A 24,839-nucleotide genomic window follows, 5' to 3' on the forward strand; every position below is an offset into this window, starting at 1 on the left:
TCTGCTTTAATCCTGATCAAAGAGCTGGGCACTGGTAGCTTGATCTCTTCCTGCGACGGCATATATTGAGTGGATGCCGCAACGAAAACGGGAGGCCGATATGTGTGAGAAAGTTCAATTATCGATGGTTGGTGGTCTTCAGGTGCTCAGGTTGCCGCGTGGCTGTCAGTTTGAGGGAGGCGAAGTTTATGTCCATCGGGATTCAGCGTCCGGCGATGTTATTTTATCGAGCAAGCCACCGCTGTCTTGGGCTGAGTTCTTTGCGGAAGATGCGTCGAAAGTTGTGCCTGCGGACTTTATGAATGCAGCAGATCGTCAGCAAGGTGCGCAGGAGCGCGATCCGTTTGCGGGTATGGATGTATGAGTATCTATATGCTGGATACCAACATCGCTAGTTATGCTATCCGGGACGATCATCCATTGGTAACTCAACGTTTGCGGAGCTTTCCACGTAATAGTCTGACCGTTTCAGTAATGACCGAGGCCGAACTGCAATATGGCGTCGCCAAGCGTGGAGGCGGCGTTGGCTTGAAGACGCGGGTTGATAAGTTTCTAGGACTGGTAAGGGTACTGCCTTGGACCAGTGATGTGGTGTTGTCATATGCGAATTTGCGTGTGCTTCGTGAAGCTGCGGGCGTTACGCTGGCGCCGATGGATATGTTGATCGCGGCCCATGCGAAGGCAATCGGGGCCACGCTCGTTACCAGTGACGCCGCCTTCAGTTTTTATCCTTCAGGAGTGATCCTGGAAGACTGGAGCAAATGAGCTAGTCAGCCGTCTGCATCGCCTGCTTGACCTGCTCGCGCAGCCATATGCTGGCGGGGTCGGTGTCGATGTTGTTGTGCCAGTAGAGGTAGATGTCCAGCGACGGCATCGTCAAAGGGAAGGGCAGGATCAGGTTGCCGAACTGCTGGTTGACCACGCGCGCCAGGCGCTCCGGCATCGTCAGCGCGAGGTCGGTCTGGCTGACCGCGCGGCAGGCGGCGAAGTAGTGCTGGCAACGCAGCCGCACGCGCCGCTGCAATCCCATGCGGCTCAATTCGAAATCCTCCAGCCCCGGCCCGCGCCGGCGTGAGCTGGTCTGGATGTGCTCCAGTTTCAGGTAGGCGTCCAGATCCAGCGCGCCGCGCACCAGCGGATGATCGCGCCGCACCAGCACCACCGTCTGGTCGGTCGCCAGCAGCGTGCGGCGAATGTCGTTCGACAGCGGCAGCAGGATGTCGATGGCGGCGTCCAGTGTGCCGGCCGCCAGTTCGCTTTCCAGTTCGCGCCGGCCCACCTGCAAGGTGTTCAGTCCCACCGTTGGGGCATCGCCGGCCACGCGCGCCATCAGCGGCGGCAGCACGCTCGCCTCCAGCACATCGCGCAGCGCCAGCGAGAAGGTGCGTTCGCTGGTGGCGGCGTCGAAACGCTCGGCGCCGTTCAGCGTCACCTCAAAGCCGCGCAGCGATTGCCGCACCGAGTCTATGATGGAGCGGGCCAGTGGCGTCGGCACCATCACGTGGCCCTGGCGTTCGAACAGCGGATCGTCGAACAACTGGCGCAGCCGGTTCAGCGCGTGGCTGATGGCGGGCTGGGTCAGGTTCATCTTCAGACTGGCGCGGGTGATGCTGCCTTCCGCGTAGATCGCCTCGAAGACGATGAACAGGTTGAGATCGACCTTGGATATATGCATGAAATTTATTCGGCTCAATTAAAACTATTCATTTGATGAATTATAGGCCGGACGTTAAGCTGGTGTCTGTTTTGATCTGGAGCTGGAAGAAAATGGGACAAATTTATCTGGTGCGCCACGGGCAAGCCTCGTTCGGCAGCGCCAATTACGACCAGCTGTCGACGCTGGGCTATGAGCAGGCGCGCTTGCTGGGGCAGTGGTATGCCAACGGCCGCCAGTCGTTCCAGCGGGTGGTGGTGGGCGGCATGGCGCGCCATCGCCAGACCGCCGACACCTGCCTGGCCGAGCTGCCCAAGGCGCAGCTGGCCGACACCGAGTGGATCACCGACCCCGGCTTCGCCGAATTCGACCACCTCGAAGTACTGCGGCGCCACTGCCCGGAGGTCGACGACGCCGCCGCCTTCCAGCAGATGCTGGCGCAGCACGAGGAGCCGCAGCGCGCGCTGGAGCATCTGTTCCGCGCCGCCATGCAGCGCTGGATGAGCGGCTGGCACGACGACGACTACAGCGAGACCTGGCCGGAATTCCGCCGCCGCTGCGTGGGCGCGCTGGAGCGGCTCGATACCGACAGCAGCAAGCAGTCCACCATCGTGTTCACCTCCGGCGGCGTGATCGCCACACTGATGCAGCACCTGCTTGGCTTGCAGGACTACCAGGTGATGGAGCTCAGCTGGACGCTGGCCAATTGCGCCGTCACCAAGCTGCTGCAGCGTCCCGGCCAGTTCACCCTCAGTTACCTGAACAACTACTCGCACCTGGAATGGCTGGGACAACCCGGCGCCGTCACCTACCGCTAAGGACCACATTATGGATTTCGACTACAGCCCGAAAGTACAGCAACTCCAGGCCAAGCTGACGGCCTTCATGGACGAGCATATCTATCCGAACGAAGCGCGCTTCCACGCCGAGATCGACGCCAACCGCGCCGCCGGCGACGCCTGGGTGCCGACCGTGGTGATGGAGGAGCTCAAGCTCAAGGCGCGCGCGGCGGGCTTGTGGAATTTGTTCCTGCCCGACTCCAAGCACGGCGCCGGCCTGACCAACCTGGAATACGCGCCGCTGTGCGAGATCATGGGCCGCGCCGTGTGGGCGCCGGAAGTGTTCAACTGCTCGGCGCCGGACACCGGCAATATGGAAGTGCTGACCCGCTACGGCACCGAAGCGCAGCAACGCGAGTGGCTCGATCCGCTGCTCGATGGCCGCATCCGTTCCTGCTTCGGCATGACCGAACCGGACGTGGCCTCGTCCGACGCCACCAACATCGCCAGCTCCATCGTGCGCTCCGGCGACGAGTATGTGATCAATGGCCGCAAGTGGTGGTCCTCCGGCGGCAACGACCCGCGCTGCAAGGTCTTCATCTTCATGGGCAAGAGCGATCCCGATAACCCCAACCGCCATGTGCAGCAGTCGATGATACTGGTGCCGCGCGATACGCCGGGCGTGAACGTGCTGCGCCACCTGCCGGTGTTCGGCTTCGACGACGCGCCGCACGGCCACGCCGAAATCGTGTTCGACAACGTGCGCGTGCCGGCCTCCAACCTGCTGCTGGGCGAGGGCCGCGGTTTTGAAATCGCCCAGGGCCGCCTCGGGCCTGGGCGCATCCACCACTGCATGCGTTTGATCGGCCTGGCCGAACGCGCGCTGGAGCAGATGTGCAGGCGCAGCTTGAGCCGCGTCGCTTTCGGCAAGCCGGTGGCGGAGCAGGGCGTGACGCTGGAACGCATCGCCGAGTCGCGCATCATGATCGACCAGGCGCGCCTGCTGGTGCTGAACGCCGCCTACATGATGGACACGGTGGGCAACAAGGTCGCGGCCAAGGAGATCGCCATGATCAAGGTGGCGGCGCCGGCGATGGCCTGCAAGGTGATCGACTGGGCGATCCAGGTGCAGGGCGGCGGCGGCATGGCCGATCCTTTCCTGGCCTCGGCCTACGCCGGTGCGCGTTCGCTGCGCCTGGCCGATGGTCCGGACGAAGTGCACCGCAGCCAGATCGGCAAGATGGAGCTGGCGCGCTACAAGGCGCCGCGCAGCCACTGACGCCGGTGTTAGAATCGCCGCATGGATGACGCCCCGGACCACAACACAGACTCGAACGCGGTAGCGCCGGCGGCCGCGCCGCGCCGCACCCGCCGCAAGAACGGCGGCACCACGCTGCGCGACGTCGCCAAGCTGGCGGGCGTGGCGCCGATCACCGCCTCGCGCGCGCTGAACACGCCGAACGCGGTGTCCGACGCCATCCTGCTGCGGGTGCGTGTAGCGGTCGAGCAGACCGGCTACGTGCCCAATATGCTGGCCGGCGGCCTGGCCTCGCGCAAGAGCCGGCTGGTGGCTGCGGTGATCCCGACCATTTCCGGCAACGTGTTCCTGGAGATGGTGCAGTCGCTGACCGCGTCGCTGGCGGCGTCCGGCTACCAGCTGATGCTGGGCCAGTCGGGCTACGAGGATTCGCGCGAGGATGAACTGCTGGAGGCCATCATCGGCCGCCGTCCCGACGGCGTGATACTGACCGGTATCATGCGTTCGCCGCAGGGCCGCCAGCGCTTGCTCACCAGCGGCATCCCGGTGGTGGAAACCTGGGACCTGACGCCCGACCCGATCGACATGCTGATCGGCTTTTCCCACGAAAAGGTGGGGGAGGCGGTGGCGCGCTACCTGCACGCGCGCGGCAAGCGCCGCGTCGCCACGCTGAGCGCCAACGACCAGCGCGCGATGCGCCGCATGAAGGCTTTCTCCGACACCGCCATCGCCCTCGGCATGGCAGCGCCGGGCGAGGACGCCGTGCCGGGCTGGGTGGTGCCGGCGCCGACCAACGTCGGCCTCGGCCGCAGCGGCTTGCGCGAGCTGCTGGCCCGCCATCCCGACATCGACGCGCTGTTCTGCAGCTCGGACATGGTGGCGCTGGGCGTGCTGACCGAAGCCCAGGCCCGGGGCATCGCCGTGCCGGGTCAACTGGCCGTGGTCGGCCTGGGCGATCTCAGCTTCTCGCGCGACCTGCAGCCGGCGCTGACCACCGTGCGCATCGACGGCGCCCGGATCGGCAGCACCGCCGCCCGCTTCATCATCGAACGCTCGCAGGAACGCGAAGTGAGCGACAGCATCCTCGACATCGGCTTCTCCATCATCGAGCGCGACAGCGCCTGACATCCGTTACAAATCGATTCGCCCCCGTTTCTGAAACTTATTGACATCTCCTATCCACCGGATTAACCTAAGTCATCGTACAACTGGTACCGGTACCATCACACTGGCGCCAGCGGCATTTCATAGGGGATACCCCGTTTAGGCTGATGAAATGGTACGGCGCGGGAGTCCGGTGGTGTGGCCTAAGCTGTTGTTAAACGCCTACACATCGTACAACTGAGTGGAGTCACGCAGAGTAGTTCTTACCTGTTAATTAGGGGACAATAGTGTTTAACAAAAATTACAAGCATCACGATATGCATACAACCACGATGACCACCATCAAGATGACGCCGCTGGCGTCGGCCTTGGCGCTGGCGCTGTTTGCCATGGGCGCCCAGGCACAGGAGCAATCGACCGCCAAACCCGGCCAGTTGGAAACCGTGGTGGTGACCGCCAACAAGCGCGTCGAAAAACTGGAAAGCGTGCCGATGGCCATCTCGGTCATGAGCGAGCAGGAAATCCAGCGCGCCAACATCCGCGAGTTCGAGGACGTGGTCAACATGATGCCGTCGCTGACGCTCAACTCCGGCACCACGGCCGCCAACAACGCCATCTTCATGCGCGGCATCGGCACCGTCTCGGTCGGCATCGGCGTCGAGTCGGACGTGGCCGTCATCATCGACGACATCCCCATCGCCACCCAGTTCCAGGCCTTCAAGGACCTGGCCGACGTGGCCCGCATCGAAGTGCTGAAGGGCCCGCAGAGCACGCTGTTCGGCAAATCGGCGGTGGCCGGCGCTGTCAACATCGTGACCAAGCCGCTGACCGGACCGATGACCTATCGCGGCAGCACCTACCTGAGCAGCGACCACGAATGGCGCGTCAACGCCTCGATGGGCGGCACCATCAACGAGCACTTCGCCATGCGCCTCGCCGCCAGCAACACGCGGCTGCCCGGCACCTTCCACAACCTGACCGACGGCCGCGACGTCAACGGCTCGGGCGGCAAGACCTTCCTGGCCAAGCTGCAATGGACGCCGCTGGACAACCTGTCGGTCGACCTGACGCCGCACTACAATTTTTCGGAAAACACCCGTGGCGTCACCGCCATCAACGGCTTCTTCCTGCGCACCGGTTCGGCTGCGGCGGGCAACCTGGTGTCGACCCCGGTTGGCCTGAACGGCGCTTACTTCAATGGCAATCCGCTGCTGCCGGCCACGTCGGTGCTGGCCGGCATCGACGTCAACGATCCGAACAACCGCAACGTGCGGCGCGACTTCCCGACCGGCCTGGTCTCCAGCGACCGCGGCACCGGCCTGAAGGTGACCTACACCTTGCCCAACGATGCGCAGCTGATGTCGATCACCTCGGTGGACAAATACCTGGCCAACGATTTCCGCGACCAGGACTTCACCGACGTGCCGACCATCGCCGAAGCCGGCAAGACCGCGCTGACGCAGGGGAACAACCAGTATGGCACCTACGACATCCGCGCCAAGACGCAGGAGTTCCGCTACGTCTCGCCGGACAAGGGCAGCTTCAAGTACGTGGCCGGCCTGTGGCTGGCGCATAACGAGATCTACCGCCACTTCATCCGCGGCTACTGCGTGGCGCCGGCCGCGTGCAACGGCAACTCCAACTCCAGCCCGACCAACTACTACACCGACATCTACAACACCAACAAGGCCTTGTTCGGCCAGGCCTCGTGGGAATTCGCCCCGACCTGGACGCTGGAAGCGGGCCTGCGCGACAACCAGGAAACCTCGGGCTTCCACTATGCGCGCAACTACTACACCAACCAGGTGGACCGCGCCAGCTTCGTGCCGGGTCCGGTGGGCGTGGACCAGTTCCAGAGCACCGGCAACTCGGACCGCTCCTACACCGGCAAGGTCAGCTTGCAGAAGCAGGTCACGCCGGAGTTGATGGTGTACGTGATGGGCGCGACCGGCTACAAGGGCAAGGCGTATGACGTGACGTCCGGCCTGAAGGCGGTGGCGGCCTTCCCGGTGCGTTCGGAAACCAGCCAGACCATGGAGCTCGGCGCCAAGGCCAACCTGTTCAACAACCGCATGTCGGTGGCGGCAACGGTGTACAACTCGGAGTTCTTCAACTACCAGCAGAACGTCACCTACGTGCTGCCGAACGACCCGACCATCTACAGCCAGCTGAACTCGATCCCGCGCATCCGCACGCATGGCTTCGAGCTCGACACCAATGTGCTGGCGGCCAAGGACCTGACCATCAACGCGGCGCTGGCGTTCACCTTGCCGACCATCGAGAAGTGGGCCAACGGTCCGTGCTTTGCCGACACCACCAACGTCGCGGTCGGCACGAGCAAGCTGGCGGCCAACGGTTCGCTGGCGGGCCAGAACCCGAGTTGCTTCCCGATCGCGCCCGGCTCGACCACCGGCGTGCAGAACCTGGACAACAGCATCTTCCCCGGCACGCCTAAGATCAAGCTGAACATCGGCGCCAATTACGAGTTCCCAGTGCCGCGCCTGCCGGTCAATGGCTTCGTCAACGTCAACGTGCGTTACCAGGGCGAGTACAACACCAACATCAACAACGACCCGCGCTCGGTCAACGCCGGCTACAGCATTACCGACCTGGGCTTTGGCGTGAAGGACCAGAGAGGGCGTTACGGCATCAGCTTCCGGGTGAACAATCTGTTCGACCGCTTCTACATCCCGAACGCCAACGCCAGCGGCCCGGCCTTCCGCTCCGGCCCGACGGCCACCTCGCCGGCGCTGACGGTCAACAGCTGGGTGCCGCCACGTGACGTGTTCCGCTACTTCAGCATCAAGCTGGATGTGAAGTACTAAGTCGCTAATCCGGGGTCAGGTCCCCCATTACAGCATGAGCTCGGCTGGTATAGCCGAGCTCATGCTGTAATGGGGGACCTGACCCCGGATTGTTTTGCGGGCTGTATGCACATACAGTATAATTCTGTCATGACGCTTACCGCCCAACATGGCTTTATCCTGACTCGCCACTGGCGAGACGCGGACTATGGGACGGAGATCGAATTCTGGCTGGCGACCGACGACGGCCCGAAAAAGATCCGCCTGACCGCCCAGACTTCGGTGGCCTTCGCCGAGGCCCGGCAGCGCTCGGCCATCGAGGCGCTGATCGACGATAAGTCCGGCATCGAGCTGCGCCCGCTGGAGTTGAAAACCTTCCAGCAGGAGCCGGTCGTCGGCATTTACTCCTCCCGCTACAAGCAACTGACCGCACTGGAACGCACGCTGCGCGAGCACGGCATCAAGATGCTCGAGGCCGATATCCGTCCGCCGGAACGTTATCTGATGGAGCGCTTCATCACCGCCGCCGTGCAGTTCGAAGGCGGGCGCGCGGAAGGCGCATCCGTCATCCACAACTGCAAACTCAAGCCCGCGCCCGAGTACCGCCCCAAGCTGAAGATGGTCTCGCTCGATATCGAAACCAGCGCCTTCGAGGATCTGTATTCGATCGCGCTGGAAGGCTGCGGCCAGCGCCAGGTCTACATGCTGGGCGCGCCGCAGGAGTCGTCGCAAGAGATCGACTTCGACCTGGAATACTGCGCCACGCCGCGCCAGCTGATCGAGAAACTCAACGCCTGGTTCGTGCGCCACGATCCCGATGTGCTGGTCGGCTGGAATGTGGTGCAGTTCGACTTGCGCGTGTTGCAAAAGAACGCCGACAAGCACAAGATCCCGCTGGCGCTGGGCCGCGAGGGCAAGACCATCGAGTGGCGCGAGCATCCTGGCAAGCAGGGCTATATGTTCGCGCCGGTGGTCGGCCGCATCGTCCTCGACGGCATCGACGCGCTAAAGGCGGCCTCGTGGACCTTCCCATCCTTCAGCCTGGAAAACGTGTCGCAGGCCATGCTGGGCGAGGGCAAGGACATCGGCGACGTCTACGACAAGATGGCCGAGATCGAGCGCCGCTTCCACGAGGACAAGCCGGCGCTGGCCCATTACAACATCAAAGACTGCGAGCTGGTCACGCGCATCTTCGACAAGGCCAATCTGCTGGCCTTCATGATCGAGCGCGCCACGGTGACCGGCTTGCAGGCCGACCACCTGGGCGGATCGATCGCCGCCTTCGGCCACCACTACCTGCCGCGCATGCACCGCGAAGGCTATGTCGCGCCCAGCGTCGGCGACGTCTCCGGCGGCGCCTCGCCGGGCGGCTTCGTCATGGACTCCAAGCCCGGCCTGTACGACTCGGTCGTCGTGCTCGATTACAAGAGCCTGTATCCCTCCATCATCCGCACCTTCCTGGTCGATCCGGTCGGCCTGATCGAAGGCGAAAACGCCGCCGATCAGTCGACGGTGGTGGAGGGCGTCAACGGCACCGTGTTCTCGCGCACGAAGCATTGCCTGCCCGAGATCACCACCCAGATCTGGAAGCAGCGCGACGCCGCCAAGCGCGCCAAGAACGAGCCACTGTCGCAAGCGCTGAAGCTGCTGATGAATTCCTTCTGCGGCGTGCTGGGCGCGACCGAATGCCGTTTCTTCAATCCGCGCCTGGTCTCCTCGGTGACGCTGCGCGGCCACCAGATGATGAAGCAGACCCGCGAACTGGTCGAGGCGGAAGGCTACGACGTCATTTATGGCGACACCGATTCCATCTTCATCTGGCTGAAAAAGGAATACGAAAACAGCGAGGCGCTGGCCATCGGTGTAGGCCTGGCCGGCAAGATCAACACTTGGTGGCGCACCATGCTGATGGAAAAACACGGCCTCGAATGCCATCTCGAAATCGAGTTCGACACCCACTATCAGAAGTTCTTCATGCCGACCATCCGCGGCACGGAAACCGGCAGCAAGAAACGCTACGCCGGCCTGATCATCAACGCCAAGGGCGAAGAAGAGGTCATCTATCGCGGCCTGGAAGTGGCGCGCAGCGACTGGACGCCGCTGGCGCAGCAATTCCAGCAAGGTCTGTTCAAGCGCATCTTCAAGGACGAGCCCTACCAGGAATTCGTGCGCGACTATGCGCGCAAGACCATGTCCGGCGACTACGATGAACTGCTGGTGTACCGCAAGCGCCTGCGCCAGCGGCTGGACGAATACAAGGTTAACGTGCCGCCGCAAGTGCGCGCCGCGCGCTTGGCCGACGAGTACAATCAGGCGCAGCATCGCCCGCTGCGTTACCAGAACGGCGGCTGGATCAGTTATGTGATGACCACCAGCGGCCCCGAGCCGACCGAAGTGATGCGCTCGAATATCGACTACGAGCACTATCTGACCAAGCAACTGCAGCCGATCGCCGATTCGATCCTGCTGCCGATGCACGACAGTTTCACCAGCCTGACCACGGCGCAAGCCAGCCTTTTCTAAAACGGAGATAGCATGAGCGATTTCAAGAAACTGCATGACGGAAGTAAACTGCTGCACCTGCCTAACGCCTGGGACGCCGGCAGCGCCCGGTTGTTCGAAAGCCTGGGCGCACCGGCCATCGCCACCACCAGCGCCGGCGTGGCCTGGGCCGCCGGTTATGCCGATGGCGGCCAGATGCCGGCCGAGGTGGCGATCAACGTCGCCGCCAGCATCGCCCGCGTGTTGACGGTGCCGCTGTCGGTGGATATCGAAAACGGTTATTCGGACGATGCCAACGCGGTCGCGCAAACCGTGCTGCGCCTGATCGATGTCGGCGTGGCCGGCATCAACCTGGAAGACGGCAACGACGCGCCGCAATTGCTGGCCGCGAAAATCACCGCGATCAAGAAGCTGGCGGCGCAGTCGGGCAAACAGATCTTCATCAACACCCGCACCGACGTGTATCTGAAAGGCCTGGCGCCGGAAGGCGAACGCGTGGCCGAAGTGCTGAAGCGCGCCGCGCTCTACAAGGAAGCCGGCGCCGACAGCCTGTTCGTGCCGGGCATCTGCAAGGTGGACGAGATCAAGGCGGTGGTGGCCGGCGCCGGCTTGCCGGTCAATGTGATGGACTGGCCGGGCGTGCCGTCCGCCGACGAACTGCATCAGCTGGGCGTGCGCCGGCTGAGCGCGGGCTCGGGCATTTCGCAAGCCTTGTGGGCGGTCGCCGCCGATATGGCCAAGGGCTTCCTGGCCACCGGCAGCGCCGGTCCACTGGTTGAAAAAGCGATGCCGTACGGCGACCTGCAAAAGCTGTTTATCGCCTGAGCTGATTAGGCCGGTTGACGGCCAGCGTTGGCGGCGCGGCGATTGTCGAAGCTGTAGGCGCCGGCGCCGAAGGCCACCACTTGCAGCAGGCCGCCTGCCATGGCGATGTTCTTCAACAGGTGGATCATCTGGTTCTGGTCGCCGACCGCGTGGTGGAAGGCCAGGCCGGTGACGATGGAGAACGCCGCCAGTCCTGCCGCCACCAGGCGGGTCTGGATACCCAGTGCCAGCAGCAGGCCGCCGCCCAATTCGACGGCGATGGCGATCACCAAAGCCAGCATCGGCAACGGCAGGCCGGACGAGGCGATATAGCCCATCGTGGCGGCCGGCGCGGCCAGCTTGCCGATGCCGCTCATGACGAAGATGGTGGCCATCAGGACGCGGCCGATTGCCGGGATGACGGAAGTGTTAGCGTTGTTCATGATCGTTCCTTTTCGTGAGTTGGATTACATCAAATTTGCCGAGCGCAGTTGGGTGCCGATGCGTTCGATTTCTGTTTCGCCTTGCGCCAGTGCGGCCTCGCTGGTGTGTACCGAGTAATACCCTGTGACCAGATCGTGCGGATGTTTGACCGCCGAGCCGAGCACGAATTCCGTCTCGCCCTCAGCGACGAAGTCGATGCTCTTGGCGCCTTCCTCGAACACCGCCACTTCGCGGCCGATCACCGCCGCGCCCACATGCAGCGCACCGTCCGCCACCGCGACCCAGGCCACGTCATGGCCGGTTGGCGGCTGGTAGCTCCAGCGTTCGCCATCACGCAGCTTCACGTGCAGATAGGTCAGCGAAGCACGCGGCTGGATGCGGCTGGCGGCGTCGCCGTAGCGGCCGAGGATCACTCGCGCCGGGCCGTTGCTGACCACATGCTCCGCCGCCAGGTACTGGCTGTGCGCCGGGCCGTTTTCATCTTCCGGCGGCAGCGCCAGCCACAGCTGGAAGCCGTGCACCGGCACGTTTTCGGCCGGACCGCCGTCGTGCCAGACGCCATTGCCTGCGCTCATCCATTCGACGCCGCCGGTGTGCAGCACGCCTTCGCTGCCGGTGGTTTCGCGGTAAGCCATCGCGCCTTCCATGATCACGGTGGTGGTGGCGATGCCGGAATGCGGATGCATGCCCATCTTGCCGCCACGGCTGGCTTCCATGCGGAAGCGGTCAAGGAAGACGAAGGGCTTGATCAACTGGCCCACGTCGCCGGGACTCACCAGGCGGGTAATCGGACCACGGGTGCTGCCTTTGGTGCGGAATGCGATATTGCGGTTCATTTGCTTGCTCCTTGTTTGTTGCAGTGCATGGAGAGCATCTTAGGCCGGTGCTATCCATCTGAATAGCCTATATAATTGGATGGATAGTATCCAAGGAGTCGATACATGCTTGACGCCATGTCGATGGACCAGCTGCGCACTTTCATCGCCGCCGCTGACGAAGGAAGTTTCTCGGCCGCCGGCCGCAAGCTGCGCCGGGCGCAGTCGGTGGTCAGCACCACGCTGGCCAACCTGGAGCAGCAGGTGGGCTTCGCGCTGTTCGAGCGCACCGGCCGTTATCCGCAGCTGACCGAGGCGGGCAGGGCGCTGCTGGAGCAGGCGCGCGCCACCGTCGGCGGCATGGATGCGTTCAAGGCCAAGGCGCGCACGCTGGCCGAGGGGCTGGAGCCGGAACTGGCGGTGGCCGTCGATGTGATGTTCCCGATCGCCACGCTGACGGCGGCGGTGCAGGCGTTCAAGGCGGAATTTCCCACCACGCCGCTGCGGCTGTACGTGGAAGCGCTGGGGGCGGTGGTGCAGCCGCTGCTCGCGGGCAGTTGCCGGGTGGCGATCATCGGCTCGCTGCCGGAAATCCCGCCTGGCTGCGCGGCGGAATTCCTGCTCAGCGTGAAGGCGGTGTGCGTGGTCGCGCCATGCCATCCGCTGGCGGCGGCGCCGGGAGAGATTCCGCAAGCGGAGGCCGCGCAGCACGTGCAACTGGTGCTGACCGACCGCTCGACGCTGACGGCCGGCCGCAACTTCGGCGTGGTGGCGGCGCAGACCTGGCGGCTGGCCGACCTCGGCGCCAAGCACGCCTTCCTGCGCGCCGGCCTGGGCTGGGGCTATATGCCGTTGCACATGGTGGAGGAAGACCTGCGCACCGGCAAGCTGGTGCGCATCGCGCTGGAGGCGCACGCGCCGTTGGGGCCAGGCTTCTCGATGCACGCCATCCACATGCGCGACCATCCACCCGGTCCGGCCGGGCGGTGGTTCATCAACCAGCTGAAACTGGTGTGATGCCGTTGCTAGCATACAACTAGTGTAACTTGGCATTTCAGATGCACCGGAGCATCATGGACAGCTCAACCTTCAAGGAGCTGGCGATGAATCTGGCGAATCTCAGGATTGCGGTACGGTTGGGCTTACTGGGCGGTTTTGTCTTCATTGCGCTGGTGGCGGTGGGACTGGGCGGCTGGATCGCGATCGCGTCCGGCAATGCGCGCAGCGCCGCTGCGCTGGAGCGCGCCGCCAATCTGAGTGACGCCATCGACACCACCCGCAGCGCGCAGGTGGAATTCAAGAACCAGGTCCAGGCCTTCAAGAACATCCTGATGCGCGGCGCCGAGGCGGACAAATACACGGCGACCTTCAAGAAGTCGGCCGCCGTCGCCGACACCGAGTTGGGCAAGGCCAAGGAGTTGATGACCAAGGTGGGCGTGAATACCGCGCTGGTGGACGAGACGATACAGGTGCATCAGGAAATGACCGGGAAATTCCTGCAAGCGCTGGCGCCCTACAAGCCGGACTCGCCCGACAGCGCGCGGGCGGTCGACGAATCGGTGCGCAGCATAGACCGGGCGCCGACCAAGAAAATGGACGACATCGTGCTGTTCATCGAGGGCGAGTCGCACCGCCTGCTGGCCAGCATGGCGGAAGAACGCGAGACCGCCCAGCGCCGCTCGGCCATCATGCTGTTCGCCGTGGTGGCGACCACGCTGGTGGTCGGCGGCTTGGCAGTGGCCTGGCTGGCGCGCAGCATCACGACGCCGCTGAACGCCGCCATCGCCATCGCGCAAACGGTGGCCAGCGGAGACCTCAGCGCGGAAATCGAAGTCTCCGGCACGGATGAAATCGGCACCTTGCTGGATGCGCTCAAGCACATGCAGGACAGCCTGGCCGGCATCGTCAGCAAGGTGCGGGCCGGCACCGAGGCGATCGCCAACGCCTCGCAGGAAATCGCCAGCGGCAACCTGGATTTGTCGGCGCGCACCGAGGAACAGGCCAGCTCGCTGAGCGAGACCGCCGCATCGATGGGGCAGCTGACCGCCACCGTCAAGCAGAACGGCGAGAACGCCAACCAGGCCAGCACGCTGGCCGGCAACGCCTCGCAGGTGGCGGTGCGCGGCGGCGAGGCGGTGGCGCAGGTGATCGACACCATGGGCTCGATCAATGAGTCGTCCAAGAAGATCGTCGACATCATCGGCGTGATCGATGGCATCGCCTTCCAGACCAATATCCTGGCGCTCAACGCGGCGGTGGAGGCGGCGCGCGCCGGCGAGCAGGGCCGGGGCTTCGCGGTGGTGGCCTCGGAAGTGCGCAACCTGGCCCAGCGTTCGGCGGCGGCGGCCAAGGAAATCAAGGAGCTGATCAGCGATTCGGTCGCCAAGGTCGAAACCGGCAGCCGGCTGGTCGGCCAGGCCGGCAGCACCATGGACGACGTGGTGGCCAGCGTGCGCAGCGTCAGCACCATCATCAGCGATATCGCCGTCGCCAGCGGCACGCAAAACGAAGGCATCGACCAGGTCAACATCGCCATCGCCCAGATGGACAGCGTGACCCAGCAGAACGCCGCCCTGGTGGAGGAGGCGGCGGCGGCCGCCGAAGCCATGCAGCAGCAGGCGCTGAACCTGGCGGAAGCGGTGAGCGTCTTCAAGATCGCCGGTCACCGTCGGAACGCGCTGACGGTGTAGCAAAAAACAAACATTTTCCCGTTGCCGGTGCTTGCCGCCGGCGACGGCGTTTGTTCTTTTCCGGGCGGTCAAATTTGCTTGACGTTTAAATTATTTCCTCATAGGAGAGCGGCGGCTTTTCGCCCGCCCGCTAACTGCCAGTTACAAGTTTCCACTAGGAATAGCGGATGCCAGCTGAGAAACTTGGTTACATTTTCCTTACAATTTAGTGTCGTGTTGTCTTTGACAGACGGGTTCGCCGATCACAGAATCGGCCTCACACCGGCTTACAAAAACGCTAATTTTTAGGCGTTTTCAACCTTGGCAACGTGCTACCGCGCGCGGCCGGAAGGACGGTGTGGTGTTAGCGGTATCCCTCTAACCTGTGTGTAAAGGAAAAACCATGACTTTGAATAAAGCAATGATGGCGTTGTTACTGTCCCTGGCCGGCGGTGCCGCGATGGCCGTGCCGCATTCCGCGACAGTTGATTTCTCCAAGGGGCTGGAAGGCTGGTCGGGCATGCAGCCCCTCGACGGCAACGGCGGTTCCGGCATCGATACCGGCATGGGCCATGGCGCGCCGGCCCTGCGCACCGTGATGGAGAATTTCGGCCTGGAGTGGGGCACCCGCAGCAACCAGGCTTTCCTCGGCGACTACACCAAGCTGCCGGGCGTGACCTTGGGGCTGGACATTTCAGCGCAGCAGATTTACTTCTTCAACCGCGAGGTGTCGCGCAACGTGATCGTCGAGCTGCGCGACTACGACAACACGCCGTCCGGCTTGCCGTACACCAGCGTGTTCTACAACCTCGGCAGTATCGACTCGACCAAGGGCTGGCAGCATTTGTCGGTGACTATCGGTGACACCAACTCGACGCTGCTGCCGGCCGGATGGGGCGGTTATGGCGGCCCCGACGGGCAAGGACCGACGCTGCCGGCCGGCCGCACCTTCGCCAGCGTGCTGGCCAGTGTCGATGAGATTGTGTTCACCACCTTGCAGCCCGGATATGTCTACGGCTACACCAACTTCGACATCGCGATCGACAATGTGTCGATCACCGCCGTGCCGGAACCTTCGACTTACGGCATGCTGATCGGCGGCATGGGACTGGTCGGCTGGATGGCGCGCCGCAAAGCGCGCGCGGTGGCATAAGCCTGCTGCATTAATGTCGGAGAGTGGGGCCCCGCCCTCCGATCGATGCGCGGCGGATTGAATTTATTTTGATGCGGGTGGCGGCAGTTCCGAATATTCCTTGAGCAGGGCGGAAAATTCCCGCACGCCGGCGGAACCCAGCCAGGTCCACATTTTCTCCACCTGGGCGGCATGGGCGGCGTAGTAGCCGGCGCTGGCGGCCAGCCAGATGTGGTCGGAAAAAATCGGCTGCGGCAGCCTGACGATGGCGCCCTTGTATTTTTGGGCGATGTAGGCGTCCATGTCGTTCGGCGAGGTGACGGAGACCGCGAAGCCGTCGATTCTGTTGAGCCTGAGTTTTTCGAGATTGCGCGCGATATCGACCGCGCCGCTGTCGACTTTCAGGCCCAGGCTTTGCAGGCGGGTCTTGTAGCTCGCCCCCAGCGTGATGCCCAGCGGGCGGTTTTGAAAATAGCTGGCCGGGGCGGTGGCCGGCGGTATCCGGTCGGCGCTGCGGACGAAGACGACGATGTTCAGCGCCAGCGCGCGCGCAGTGTCCGGCTGATGGTTTTTGTCGAGCGGGAAGACGATGCCGGCGGTGTCCGCGGCGCTGGAGTCCATCGGGGCGAATTCGATTTCGCCTGCGATCAGGGCCGGCTTGATGCGCATCACCGGCAGGCGTTTCAGGTCCGCCTGGCATCCCGTGCTGGCGGCGAAGCGCTGCACCAGTTCCGCCGACGCGCCGGGCTTGGCGGGTACTTCGGTTCCGGTTCCCAGCCAGTACGGCGGTCGTTCCTGGTCCAGGTAGCCTATTCGTACCGGTTCGCAGGCCGCCGCACCGTAGACCTGGCCGGTGCCGATGGCGAAAATCACCGCGAAAGTGCCGAATTTCATGAGTCGTCCAGATGCCAACAATAATTATTGGCAGCATTATGACAGTAGCTAACCGGATACGCCGAATCGCTCAGTCCAGCGACCACACGTAGGTCAAGGTGGCCCAGACCGGCTCGCCCTGGCCATCGCTGCTTGCTGGTTTGAACTTGCACTGCGAGAGCGCCCGGCGCGCAGCCTTGTCGAGATCCGGGAAGCCGCTGGACTTCTGCACCTTCGATTCGAGCACCTTGCCGTCATTCCCCACCAGCAGCGCCAGCAGCACCGAGCCGCTTTCACCGCTCAGGTAGGAATTGGGCGGATATTTAGGCGGGACGCATGCTTTGGCGTCGACGATGACGGCGGTGCGCGGTGCGGCACGGCTGGCGTCGGCCACGGGCTTGGCCTCGCTGCGCGCAGGCTCGGGCGCGACCGGCCGCTCAGCTTCCCGCACAGCTTCGGGCGCAGGGGCGGGTTTGGCGGCCAACGCCGGCGTCGGCGCCGGTGCTGCGGAACTCGCCTTTGGCGCCTCGACCGCTTTGACCGGTTCGGCTGCCTTGGCCGGCGCAGGCGGCTGCCTGGTGTTGGACGCCTGGACCGGCACGTCCAGCTTGTGCAGGCCCAAGCCCATGCTCTTTAACATGGCGGTCAGGCGCTCGTATTCGGACGCCTTGGTGGTGGCGGGACTGGCCGCCGGCGGCGCTTTCGGCGCTGCGGCAGGCTTCGAAGTCTCGGCGGCTTTCGCGCCCTGGCTGGACGGCGCCGACGCCTGAATCACTTTAGTGTCATCGCCCGTGGCCGGCACCGATTGTTCAGGGACCGAGGCATAGATGGCGGCCTGTTCAAGGCGCATCATCGATTGGTTGTCTTTCCAGATAAACCACAGGATGATTGCAATGGCCAGGAAGAGGAAACCGACCAGCAGGGTTGTAATGCGTACGCGGCGGCCTTGGGTGTGGTGGCGGATGAAGTCGAGGCAGGCATCCAGGCGTTTCCCTGGCTTGCGGCGCGACGTTTCCTGCGCCGGGCGGCTAGCCCGGTCCGATTCATCCATGTCAAACGGCGTATAGACGACGGTGGAGTCGGGCAGATCGACGTTGCTGTGAAAGCCGAAATGCTTTTCACGGGCGCGCTGCTCGCTAAGGATCTGCAAATCGTACAGTTCCCGTTGATCCGCATCGGACAACACGCTGTACGCCGCGTTCAGGCGCGCCATCATCTGCTCGGCGTGATGGTTCCCGATATTTTTATCAGGATGATGTTTTTGCGATAGTGAACGGTAGGCCGCGCGGATGACCTCTGGGGGGGCGTCGCGGGTGACGTTGAGACTCTCGTAATGGCTGTAAAGTTTTGTCATCGAATATAGCCCAGAGGACCAGGAACTTGCAATTTTGTTCAGTGATGCAAGATACTATATTGAAATCATTGTTGAAGCGCAGTTCCGGGTCCGGGATTTGGAAAAATGGCTTAAATACAACAGTTGCGGAATACATATGGTGACTTCCGGGCGGTAACCTTCACGGCATGGTCGCCACTTGAATAATTTCTAGAGAGAACTGTTTATTGTTTGATAGCCATCCTTTGGCATGGTGACGCCCTACCGTCACGGTGGTAGTCTTAAGTCAGCCGGCTTTGCCCGCGCCGTACTTCAGCTTAACGATCGGGGAGGGTTTGGAATGCAACACCAGTACGCTTGCGCTGCGCGCACATCGGGCACGGGAGCCGCAGGTGCTTGATTTTGTCGAGCAAAAGCTGATGCCGCCGGCGACGGCCTGCCGCCTCATGCCGCGCGCCGATGTCATGGCCGGGCTGGAGGCGGCACGGCAGCACCGCATCCTGTTGCTGCGGGCGCCGGCCGGCTATGGCAAGACCTCGATGTTGCGGCTGTTTCATTCGCGGCTGGCGGAACAGGGCGCCCGGGTCGCCTGGCTGACCTTCGACAGCGCCGACCGCGATCCCGCGCGCCTGTTGTTGAGCTTGCGCGCGGCCTTGCTGGGCGGCGACGAACGAAGCGTGCTGAGGACAACCACCATCACCCATTTGTTCCTGGATGATGTCGAACGCCTGGACGAACCGGCGATCCGGCTGCTGCTGTCGGTGATCGCTGAAGTATTGCCGCCGCCCTTGCAAGTCTACCTCGGCAGCCGCAGCCTGCATCAGGTCAGCGTTGCCAACCTGAAGGCCAAGCACATCCTGCTGGAAATGAACCTGGAGAAGCTGCGCTTCGTCGAGACGGAGACGGAAGCCTATCTGCACCAGGCCAATCTGTTCTTGTCCGACGAGGAGGTGCGCTGGCTGCACCAGGTCACCGAGGGGTGGCCGGCGGCGATCGAGCTGCTGGTGCTGGCCTGGAAGCGGATACAGGGCAGCGTCGCCCAGGGCTTGCCCGACTTGCACGGTTTGAACGACCTCAGTGAGTACCTGGCGGAGGAAGTGTTGCGCGCCCAGCCCGACGACGTGCAAGCGTTCCTGATCGCCACCGCGCCGCTGCAGTCTTTTTGCGTGGAACTGGCCGACGCCGTGCGCGGCAGCGACGATAGCGCCCGGTTGATCGCGCGCATCCGCTTGTCCGGCTTGCCGATCCAGCCGATCGGCGAACACTGGTTCCGCTATCACCCTTTGTTTTCCGGCCACATCGTGCGCCATCACCAGCCGCCCCGCAGCGGCGCCGAAGCCATCTATGCCCGCGCGGCGGCCTGGCTGGCCGGCCATGAACGCAGCCTGGAAGCCTATGATTGCTATCTCAAGGCCGGCGACCTGGAGCGCGCGGCCGACGTCCTGGAATCGCTGGCCGAGTTGCTGCGCGCGCGCGGCCAGTTCCCCAGCCTGCTGCGCTATTGCGCGCAGTTGCCGGAGGCCTTGCTGCGGCAGCGGCCGCGCATCAGCCGCTGCCTGCTGGTCGGGCTGACTTACTCACCGCTGCGCAACGATGCGCAGCGCTGGATGGATTATTTCCGCCAGCAGGCCGCCACGCCGGGCAGCGATCCGGCCTACGGCGACGGACTGCGCGCCTTCGAACCGGTGCTGACCTTCCTGGATGGCGACGTGGCCAGCAGCATCCTCCTTGCCGAGCGTAATTGGCCCGCGCAGCAGCAGGCCCATCCGTACGAGCGCGGCGTGCTGGCCACCAGCATGGCGTATTCCTATCTGGTGCAGGGCTCGCTGTCGCAAGCGGTGCAAATGCTGATCGAGGCCCGGCGCATTTGCGGCGACTCGGGCAGCGTGACGACCATGACGGTGGTGATTTTCCTGCAAGCCTATATGGATGCCATGCAGGGACGGATCGATGCCGCGCTGGAACACTTGAGCATGCTTGACCAATTGCATCAACAGCATGGCGCCACCATCCCGGCGGCGTTGATGTACACCTACGGCGGCGGCTTGCTGTTGCTGCTGCTGTACGAGCGCAATCGCATCGACGACGTTGCCAGCCACGTGAAAATGGCGCGTGGCATGGCCGGCCTGATCCTGCCGTGGGACACCACCAGTTCGCTGCTGGTGGTGCAGGCGCGCCTGACGGCGTTGCAGAGCGGCCTGCCGGCCGCCAAGCGCTGGCTGGAGGGCGAAATCATGAAGGCCCGCCGGCACTCGCCGCCGCAGGTGCGCACCGCGCTGGAAAACGAGTTGTCGCGGCTGGTGGTGGTGGTGGGCAACCGGCCTGGCATTGCGGGCTATGCCGCGCAAATGCAATGCGCCGCCGTGGCGACATCGCCGTGGATTTTCTGCAGCCAGGAAATCGATGGCGCCGGCATTGCGCAGGCGCGGCTGGCGATCGCCAGCGGACAGCAGGAGCAGGCCCTGTTGCTGTTGCCGCGCTTGCTGGACCAGGCGGAAGAGATGGGGCGCTCTTGGCGCGCGGCCAAATTGCGGGCGCTGCTGGCGCTGGCGCTGGAACGCAGCGGCCAGTCGGGCGCCGCGCTGGCACAGCTGGTGCGGGCACTGGAGCAGGGCGCGCAGTCCGGCCTGTTCCGCACCTTCCTGGACGAGGGCGATGCGCTACTGGACCTGCTGAAGAAATTGCACGTGCAGGCGCCGCAACTGCTCAGCGCGGCCGCCAGGGCGCACCTGGCCGCCTTGCTGGCGTGCGCCACCGCTCCGGCAGCCGGCAAACCGTTGGCGGCCACGCTGACGCCGGCCGAACGCGGACTGCTGACGCTGGTGGCGCAAGGCCAGAGCAACCGCCAGGTCGCCCTCAACCTGGACTTGTCGATCAACACCGTGAAATGGCACCTGGCACAGATCTTCGACAAGCTCGGCGTCTCCAACCGGGTGCAGGCCGCCAACCTGGCGCGCCAGGCCGGGCTGCTCAGCGAGCCCGTTTCGCCCGCGCGGGCGCCAGCGCCGCGTTGAAGCGGGCAATCAGGCCATCCTCGACCTGCTTGCTGCACATCAGGTAGCGCTTGTAGCCGGCGGGCATTTCAGCGAAGGTGATGATTTGCGTTTCGCCGTTGCCGGTCGAGTAGTTTTTCAGATGGTGCTGGATGACCTCGATCGGTGCGAAAGTCAGCTGGGCGCGCCCAACTTCGATCATTCTCAGCACCTGCGGCATGTCGGCATGGGTGTGCTGGACCCGCGCGCGCATGCCGAGCATCGCCCGGTCCAGGTAGTCGCCGTAGATAAAGCCTGCCTTCAGCAGCACGGTCAGCTGCTCGTTGGCCAGGATGGCGTGCGCGCTGAGGTCGCCGACCGGCGTGGCCGGCAGATTGGCGAACGCGGCCCACGGCGTATCCTGCGACAACGCGTCGCTGTACTTGGCGAACTGCTGGCGCTCACGGTTCTTGTACCAGCCGACCGAACAGACCCGCTCCTGGTTGGACTTCAGCCGCTGCAGCTGGCGCAGCGCCGGCACCTCCCTCAGCGTCACCTCGATGCCGGCCTTCTTGAAGGCCGCCAGCGCCGGCCGGACGGCGATGCCGTCCATGGCGCCGCCCGGCAGCACGACCATGTAGGGCGGGAAATGTACGATTTGCAATTCCAGCGGCGGCGAGGCGGCGGCCATGGCGGGCAGGCAGGCGAGCAGCGATAGGCGGGGAAGAAAGGCGAGAAGCTTCATGATGGCCGGGATGGTGATATGCGCCTGCATCATATGGGCAGCGGCGGCGCGCGGCACCATGCCAAAGGATGGTGCCGCGCAATGAGGCGGTGAAAGCGCGCTCACTCGCCGCTACCCGCCCTTTAGCATGGTGACCGTGTCCGGGCATCGCCGTAGTCTCTCGCGGCAACTTGCCACCACCCCACCTGAAGAGAAAAATGGATTTATTGCGTAAGCTTAAACTGTCCCGCCGCCTGGCGATCCTGGTCGCCATTTTCCTGACCGGCATGGCGATCTACGGCCTGTGGTCGTTCAAGACCCTGAACGAGCTGAAAGTCAACGGCCCGCTGTACCAGCGCATCGTGCAGGACAAGGACCTGATCGCCGACGTGCTGCCGCCGCCGGAATACATACTGGAATCCTATCTGGTCAGTTTCCAGCTGATGGCGGCCGTCGACGCCGCCGAGCAGGACGCGCTGCTGGCGCGCCTCGATGCGCTGAAGCGCAGCTACAACAGCCGCCGCGCCTACTGGCAGGCGCAGCAGCTCGACGGCGAGGTTGCCGACGCCCTGCTCAAGCAGGCCGACGCCCCGGCGCAAAGCTTCTACACGATCGCCTTCACGCAACTGGCGCCGGCCGTGCGGGCGCAGGATCATGCCGCCGCCACGGCAGCCATGCAGCGCATGAAGCAGGCCTACGGCCAGCATCTGGCGGCGATCCAGCGCGTGGTGGAGCTCAGCAGCCTGCGCGCCGCCGCCAGCGAGGCCGAATCGGTCACCCTGATCGCCTCGGCCACGCTGCTGATGCTGGCGATCCTGGCGCTGTCCATCGTGGCCGGCATCGCCGCCGCGGTGCTGATCGTGCGCAGCATTACCGGGCCCTTGCACGACGCGGTGCGGGTGGCGCAGGTGGTGGCCTCGGGCGACCTGGCCAGCCATATCGCCACCGGCTACGACGACGAACCGGGCCAGCTGCTGCTGGCCCTGCAGCGCATGAACGACAGCCTGCGGGCGACGGTGGGGCGGGTGCGCAGCGGCACCGAAACCATCTCCGTGGCCGCGCGTGAAATCGCCGCCGGCAATATGGACTTGTCGGCGCGCACCGAGGCCCAGGCCAGTTCGCTGGAAGAGACCGCCGCCGTCATGGAACAGCTGACCGCCACGGTGCGGCAAAACGCCGACCACGCGCAGCATGCCAACCAGCTGGCGTTGTCGGCGGCCGGCGTGGCGCAGCAGGGCGGCCAGGCGGTCGAGCGGGTGGTGGCCACCATGACCGCCATCAAGCACAGCTCGCACCAGATGGCCGACATCGTCGGCGTCATCGACGGCATCGCCTTCCAGACCAATATCCTGGCGTTGAACGCGGCGGTGGAAGCGGCCCGCGCCGGCGATCAGGGACGTGGTTTCGCGGTGGTCGCGACCGAAGTGCGCAACCTGGCGCAGCGTTCGTCCGGCGCCGCGCGCGAAATCAGGAACCTGATCGCCGACGCGGTCACCCGCATCGACGGTGGCGGCTTGCTGGCCGACGAGGCCGGCGCGACCATGCACAAGATCGTCGCCTCGGTGCAGCAGGTGACCGATATCATGGGCCAGATCGCCAGTGCCAGCAGCGAGCAAAGCGTGGGCATCGAGCAGGTCAACCGCTCGGTCTGCGAGATGGACCAGGCCACCCAGCAAAACGCCGCGCTGGTTGAACAGGCCGCCGCGGCGGCGGCCAGCATGCAGGAGCAGGCGGCCGGCATGCTGCGCGAGGTCGGGGTGTTCAAGCTGGCCGGCGACCGCCCGGCGCAGCGGATGGCCACCCACCCCATGCTTTCGCATGGCGACACGTTGCGGCGCGGCGGGCAACATGGCCGATTGGACTGAGCCCCGGCTCGTCGATTTTGGAGATGATGCCATGTCAACCGAGCGCGCGGCCTCGCCGCTACCCAGCATGCTGAAAAAGCTGGGCGCTATTACCGCCATCCGCGACACCCAACTGGTGGAGCAGAGCCTGCTGCGCACGCTGGCGCCCATCGTCGGCGTGCTGGAAACCTCGCTGTACCGTATCAGCAGCCAATATCAGATTACCCACATCCTGCACCATTCGCGCACCGGTTCGCGCGACAGCGACGGCGCCGAGCGCATCTCGGAGCGCATCGACGCGATCCGCAACGAGACCAATATCGCCGAGCATATCAGGGAGGTGATCGACAACGTGCGCCTGCTTGGCCAGCCCTGCCACCGCCGGCGCGGCGACGGTTTGATCTTTTGCTACCCGCTGCGCAGCGGCGAGCAGCAAAGCGGCTACCTGATCTTCGAGCGCGGCCAGATCCTGACGCCGATGGAGGAGGCGGTGATCACCGGCGTGCTGCGGGTGTATTCGAACTACTACGCCTTGCTCGACTCCAGCCAGCGCGACCGGCTGACCGGCCTGCACAATCGCTATGCGATGGAAATCAGCCTGGAGCGCCTGTGGGAGGAATTGTCGGTGCAACCGCAACGCGGTTGCTACTGGCTGGGCGTGCTCGATATCGATCATTTCAAGAGCATCAACGATCAGTTCGGCCATGTGATCGGCGACGAGATCCTGCTGCTGGTGTCGCGCGTGCTGGGCAAGACGCTGCGCCGCACCGACCTGCTGTTTCGCTACGGCGGCGAGGAATTCATCGCCATCGTCGAAGCGGGCGACCGCGAGACGGCGACCCAACTGTTCGAACGGCTGCGCAAGGCGGTCGGCGACTACAACTATCCGCAGGTGGGGCGGGTGACGCTGAGCGGCGGCTTCAGCATGGTATCGACCACGGTGTTGCCGAAATCCGTGCTGGAACGCGCCGATCGCGCCATGTACGAAGCCAAGAAGGCCGGCCGCAACCGCGTCTGCCATTACGACACGCTGCGCGCCCAGGGCGTGCTGGAAGAGGTCGAGTCCGGCAGCATCACCTTGTTCTAGCTGGAATGTTTTTGTGTCTGAAAAGTTGACTAACTCAAATA

The 24,839-nt window shown here is 64.1% G+C and carries 20 protein-coding genes; 14 read left to right on the plus strand and 6 right to left on the minus strand.

The features are described from left to right. The first annotated feature begins 100 nt into the window (after window positions 1-100). Window positions 101-364, plus strand: a complete 264-nt coding sequence (locus V6M89_RS01175) for an antitoxin (RefSeq protein ID WP_332851438.1) — start codon at window positions 101-103, stop codon at window positions 362-364. An 8-nt stretch (window positions 365-372) separates the two neighbouring features. Next, on the plus strand, window positions 373-765 hold the full coding sequence (locus V6M89_RS01180) for a type II toxin-antitoxin system VapC family toxin (RefSeq protein ID WP_332851439.1): 393 nt from the start codon (window positions 373-375) through the stop codon (window positions 763-765). Window position 766: 1 nt separating this feature from the next. Here V6M89_RS01180 and V6M89_RS01185 read toward each other — a convergent pair whose 3' ends face one another. Then, entirely contained in the window at window positions 767-1,675 is a 909-nt protein-coding gene (locus V6M89_RS01185; protein ID WP_332851440.1) for a LysR family transcriptional regulator, read from the minus strand. Window positions 1,676-1,767: 92 nt separating this feature from the next. Between V6M89_RS01185 and V6M89_RS01190 the strand changes: the two genes are divergently transcribed. The 6 genes from V6M89_RS01190 (at window position 1,768) to V6M89_RS01215 (ending at window position 10,926) form a co-directional block, all read left to right on the plus strand. Beyond that, entirely contained in the window at window positions 1,768-2,472 is a 705-nt protein-coding gene (locus tag V6M89_RS01190; protein WP_332851441.1) for a histidine phosphatase family protein, read from the plus strand. Between the two features lie 10 nt (window positions 2,473-2,482). Further along, complete coding sequence (locus tag V6M89_RS01195; protein ID WP_332851442.1) at window positions 2,483-3,712, plus strand: acyl-CoA dehydrogenase family protein; 1,230 nt, start codon at window positions 2,483-2,485, stop codon at window positions 3,710-3,712. 21 nt (window positions 3,713-3,733) lie between these two features. Next, window positions 3,734-4,816 carry a LacI family DNA-binding transcriptional regulator gene (locus V6M89_RS01200; protein WP_332851443.1) on the plus strand — a complete coding sequence of 361 codons (1,083 nt, stop codon included), beginning with the start codon at window positions 3,734-3,736 and terminating at the stop codon, window positions 4,814-4,816. Between the two features lie 296 nt (window positions 4,817-5,112). Then, entirely contained in the window at window positions 5,113-7,620 is a 2,508-nt protein-coding gene (locus V6M89_RS01205) for a TonB-dependent receptor (protein WP_332851444.1), read from the plus strand. Between the two features lie 129 nt (window positions 7,621-7,749). Further along, entirely contained in the window at window positions 7,750-10,122 is a 2,373-nt protein-coding gene (locus tag V6M89_RS01210; protein WP_332851445.1) for a DNA polymerase II, read from the plus strand. A gap of 12 nt (window positions 10,123-10,134) precedes the next feature. Further along, on the plus strand, window positions 10,135-10,926 hold the full coding sequence (locus V6M89_RS01215; protein ID WP_332851446.1) for an isocitrate lyase/PEP mutase family protein: 792 nt from the start codon (window positions 10,135-10,137) through the stop codon (window positions 10,924-10,926). Window positions 10,927-10,931: 5 nt separating this feature from the next. Here the strand turns inward: V6M89_RS01215 and V6M89_RS01220 are convergent, their stop codons facing one another. Both V6M89_RS01220 and V6M89_RS01225 read right to left on the minus strand, forming a co-directional pair. Next, window positions 10,932-11,348 (minus strand): DoxX family protein, encoded by a 417-nt coding sequence (locus V6M89_RS01220; RefSeq protein ID WP_332851447.1) that lies wholly within the window; start codon window positions 11,346-11,348, stop codon window positions 10,932-10,934. A 24-nt stretch (window positions 11,349-11,372) separates the two neighbouring features. Then, a complete protein-coding gene (locus tag V6M89_RS01225) occupies window positions 11,373-12,185 on the minus strand; it encodes a pirin family protein (RefSeq protein ID WP_332851448.1) in 813 nt (270 codons plus the stop codon). A gap of 105 nt (window positions 12,186-12,290) precedes the next feature. Here V6M89_RS01225 and V6M89_RS01230 point away from each other — a divergent pair, with 105 nt between their 5' ends. The 3 genes from V6M89_RS01230 (at window position 12,291) to V6M89_RS01240 (ending at window position 15,986) form a co-directional block, all read left to right on the plus strand. Beyond that, window positions 12,291-13,181, plus strand: coding sequence for a LysR family transcriptional regulator (locus tag V6M89_RS01230; protein ID WP_332851449.1), 891 nt, complete (start codon window positions 12,291-12,293; stop codon window positions 13,179-13,181). A 56-nt stretch (window positions 13,182-13,237) separates the two neighbouring features. Beyond that, the gene (locus V6M89_RS01235; protein ID WP_332851450.1) at window positions 13,238-14,854 is read left to right on the plus strand and encodes a methyl-accepting chemotaxis protein; all 1,617 of its coding nucleotides are present in this window, start codon (window positions 13,238-13,240) and stop codon (window positions 14,852-14,854) included. Window positions 14,855-15,236: 382 nt separating this feature from the next. Continuing rightward, the gene (locus V6M89_RS01240; RefSeq protein WP_332851451.1) at window positions 15,237-15,986 is read left to right on the plus strand and encodes a PEP-CTERM sorting domain-containing protein; all 750 of its coding nucleotides are present in this window, start codon (window positions 15,237-15,239) and stop codon (window positions 15,984-15,986) included. Between the two features lie 63 nt (window positions 15,987-16,049). On the opposite strand, the gene V6M89_RS01245 is transcribed toward V6M89_RS01240, so the two are convergent. Both V6M89_RS01245 and V6M89_RS01250 read right to left on the minus strand, forming a co-directional pair. Further along, a complete protein-coding gene (locus V6M89_RS01245) occupies window positions 16,050-16,859 on the minus strand; it encodes a hypothetical protein (protein ID WP_332851452.1) in 810 nt (269 codons plus the stop codon). A gap of 70 nt (window positions 16,860-16,929) precedes the next feature. Beyond that, window positions 16,930-18,192: a TonB family protein gene (locus V6M89_RS01250; protein WP_332851453.1), complete on the minus strand. Its 1,263-nt coding sequence runs from the start codon at window positions 18,190-18,192 to the stop codon at window positions 16,930-16,932. 371 nt (window positions 18,193-18,563) lie between these two features. Between V6M89_RS01250 and V6M89_RS01255 the strand changes: the two genes are divergently transcribed. Then, window positions 18,564-21,185: a LuxR C-terminal-related transcriptional regulator gene (locus V6M89_RS01255; RefSeq protein WP_332851454.1), complete on the plus strand. Its 2,622-nt coding sequence runs from the start codon at window positions 18,564-18,566 to the stop codon at window positions 21,183-21,185. Here V6M89_RS01255 and V6M89_RS01260 read toward each other — a convergent pair. Then, window positions 21,142-21,921, minus strand: coding sequence for a substrate-binding periplasmic protein (locus tag V6M89_RS01260; RefSeq protein ID WP_332851455.1), 780 nt, complete (start codon window positions 21,919-21,921; stop codon window positions 21,142-21,144). The genes V6M89_RS01255 and V6M89_RS01260 overlap by 44 nt on opposite strands. Before the next feature lie 164 nt (window positions 21,922-22,085). Between V6M89_RS01260 and V6M89_RS01265 the strand changes: the two genes are divergently transcribed. Together V6M89_RS01265 and V6M89_RS01270 are read left to right on the plus strand one after the other, a co-directional pair. Next, window positions 22,086-23,732, plus strand: coding sequence for a methyl-accepting chemotaxis protein (locus tag V6M89_RS01265; protein ID WP_332851456.1), 1,647 nt, complete (start codon window positions 22,086-22,088; stop codon window positions 23,730-23,732). A gap of 31 nt (window positions 23,733-23,763) precedes the next feature. Then, complete coding sequence (locus tag V6M89_RS01270) at window positions 23,764-24,798, plus strand: GGDEF domain-containing protein (protein WP_332851457.1); 1,035 nt, start codon at window positions 23,764-23,766, stop codon at window positions 24,796-24,798. The last annotated feature ends 41 nt before the right edge of the window (window positions 24,799-24,839 follow it).

Source organism: Duganella sp. S19_KUP01_CR8 (assembly GCF_036688705.1).
Taxonomy (GTDB): domain Bacteria; phylum Pseudomonadota; class Gammaproteobacteria; order Burkholderiales; family Burkholderiaceae_D; genus Rugamonas.

Coding starts and splice junctions, on each gene's coding strand:
- V6M89_RS01175 (WP_332851438.1), top strand. CDS start 101: ATGTGTGAGAAAGTTCAATTATCGATGGTTGGTGGTCTTCAGGTGCTC.
- V6M89_RS01180 (WP_332851439.1), top strand. CDS start 373: ATGCTGGATACCAACATCGCTAGTTATGCTATCCGGGACGATCATCCA.
- V6M89_RS01185 (WP_332851440.1), bottom strand. CDS start 1,675: ATGCATATATCCAAGGTCGATCTCAACCTGTTCATCGTCTTCGAGGCG.
- V6M89_RS01190 (WP_332851441.1), top strand. CDS start 1,768: ATGGGACAAATTTATCTGGTGCGCCACGGGCAAGCCTCGTTCGGCAGC.
- V6M89_RS01195 (WP_332851442.1), top strand. CDS start 2,483: ATGGATTTCGACTACAGCCCGAAAGTACAGCAACTCCAGGCCAAGCTG.
- V6M89_RS01200 (WP_332851443.1), top strand. CDS start 3,734: ATGGATGACGCCCCGGACCACAACACAGACTCGAACGCGGTAGCGCCG.
- V6M89_RS01205 (WP_332851444.1), top strand. CDS start 5,113: ATGCATACAACCACGATGACCACCATCAAGATGACGCCGCTGGCGTCG.
- V6M89_RS01210 (WP_332851445.1), top strand. CDS start 7,750: ATGACGCTTACCGCCCAACATGGCTTTATCCTGACTCGCCACTGGCGA.
- V6M89_RS01215 (WP_332851446.1), top strand. CDS start 10,135: ATGAGCGATTTCAAGAAACTGCATGACGGAAGTAAACTGCTGCACCTG.
- V6M89_RS01220 (WP_332851447.1), bottom strand. CDS start 11,348: ATGAACAACGCTAACACTTCCGTCATCCCGGCAATCGGCCGCGTCCTG.
- V6M89_RS01225 (WP_332851448.1), bottom strand. CDS start 12,185: ATGAACCGCAATATCGCATTCCGCACCAAAGGCAGCACCCGTGGTCCG.
- V6M89_RS01230 (WP_332851449.1), top strand. CDS start 12,291: ATGCTTGACGCCATGTCGATGGACCAGCTGCGCACTTTCATCGCCGCC.
- V6M89_RS01235 (WP_332851450.1), top strand. CDS start 13,238: ATGGACAGCTCAACCTTCAAGGAGCTGGCGATGAATCTGGCGAATCTC.
- V6M89_RS01240 (WP_332851451.1), top strand. CDS start 15,237: ATGACTTTGAATAAAGCAATGATGGCGTTGTTACTGTCCCTGGCCGGC.
- V6M89_RS01245 (WP_332851452.1), bottom strand. CDS start 16,859: ATGAAATTCGGCACTTTCGCGGTGATTTTCGCCATCGGCACCGGCCAG.
- V6M89_RS01250 (WP_332851453.1), bottom strand. CDS start 18,192: ATGACAAAACTTTACAGCCATTACGAGAGTCTCAACGTCACCCGCGAC.
- V6M89_RS01260 (WP_332851455.1), bottom strand. CDS start 21,921: ATGATGCAGGCGCATATCACCATCCCGGCCATCATGAAGCTTCTCGCC.
- V6M89_RS01265 (WP_332851456.1), top strand. CDS start 22,086: ATGGATTTATTGCGTAAGCTTAAACTGTCCCGCCGCCTGGCGATCCTG.
- V6M89_RS01270 (WP_332851457.1), top strand. CDS start 23,764: ATGTCAACCGAGCGCGCGGCCTCGCCGCTACCCAGCATGCTGAAAAAG.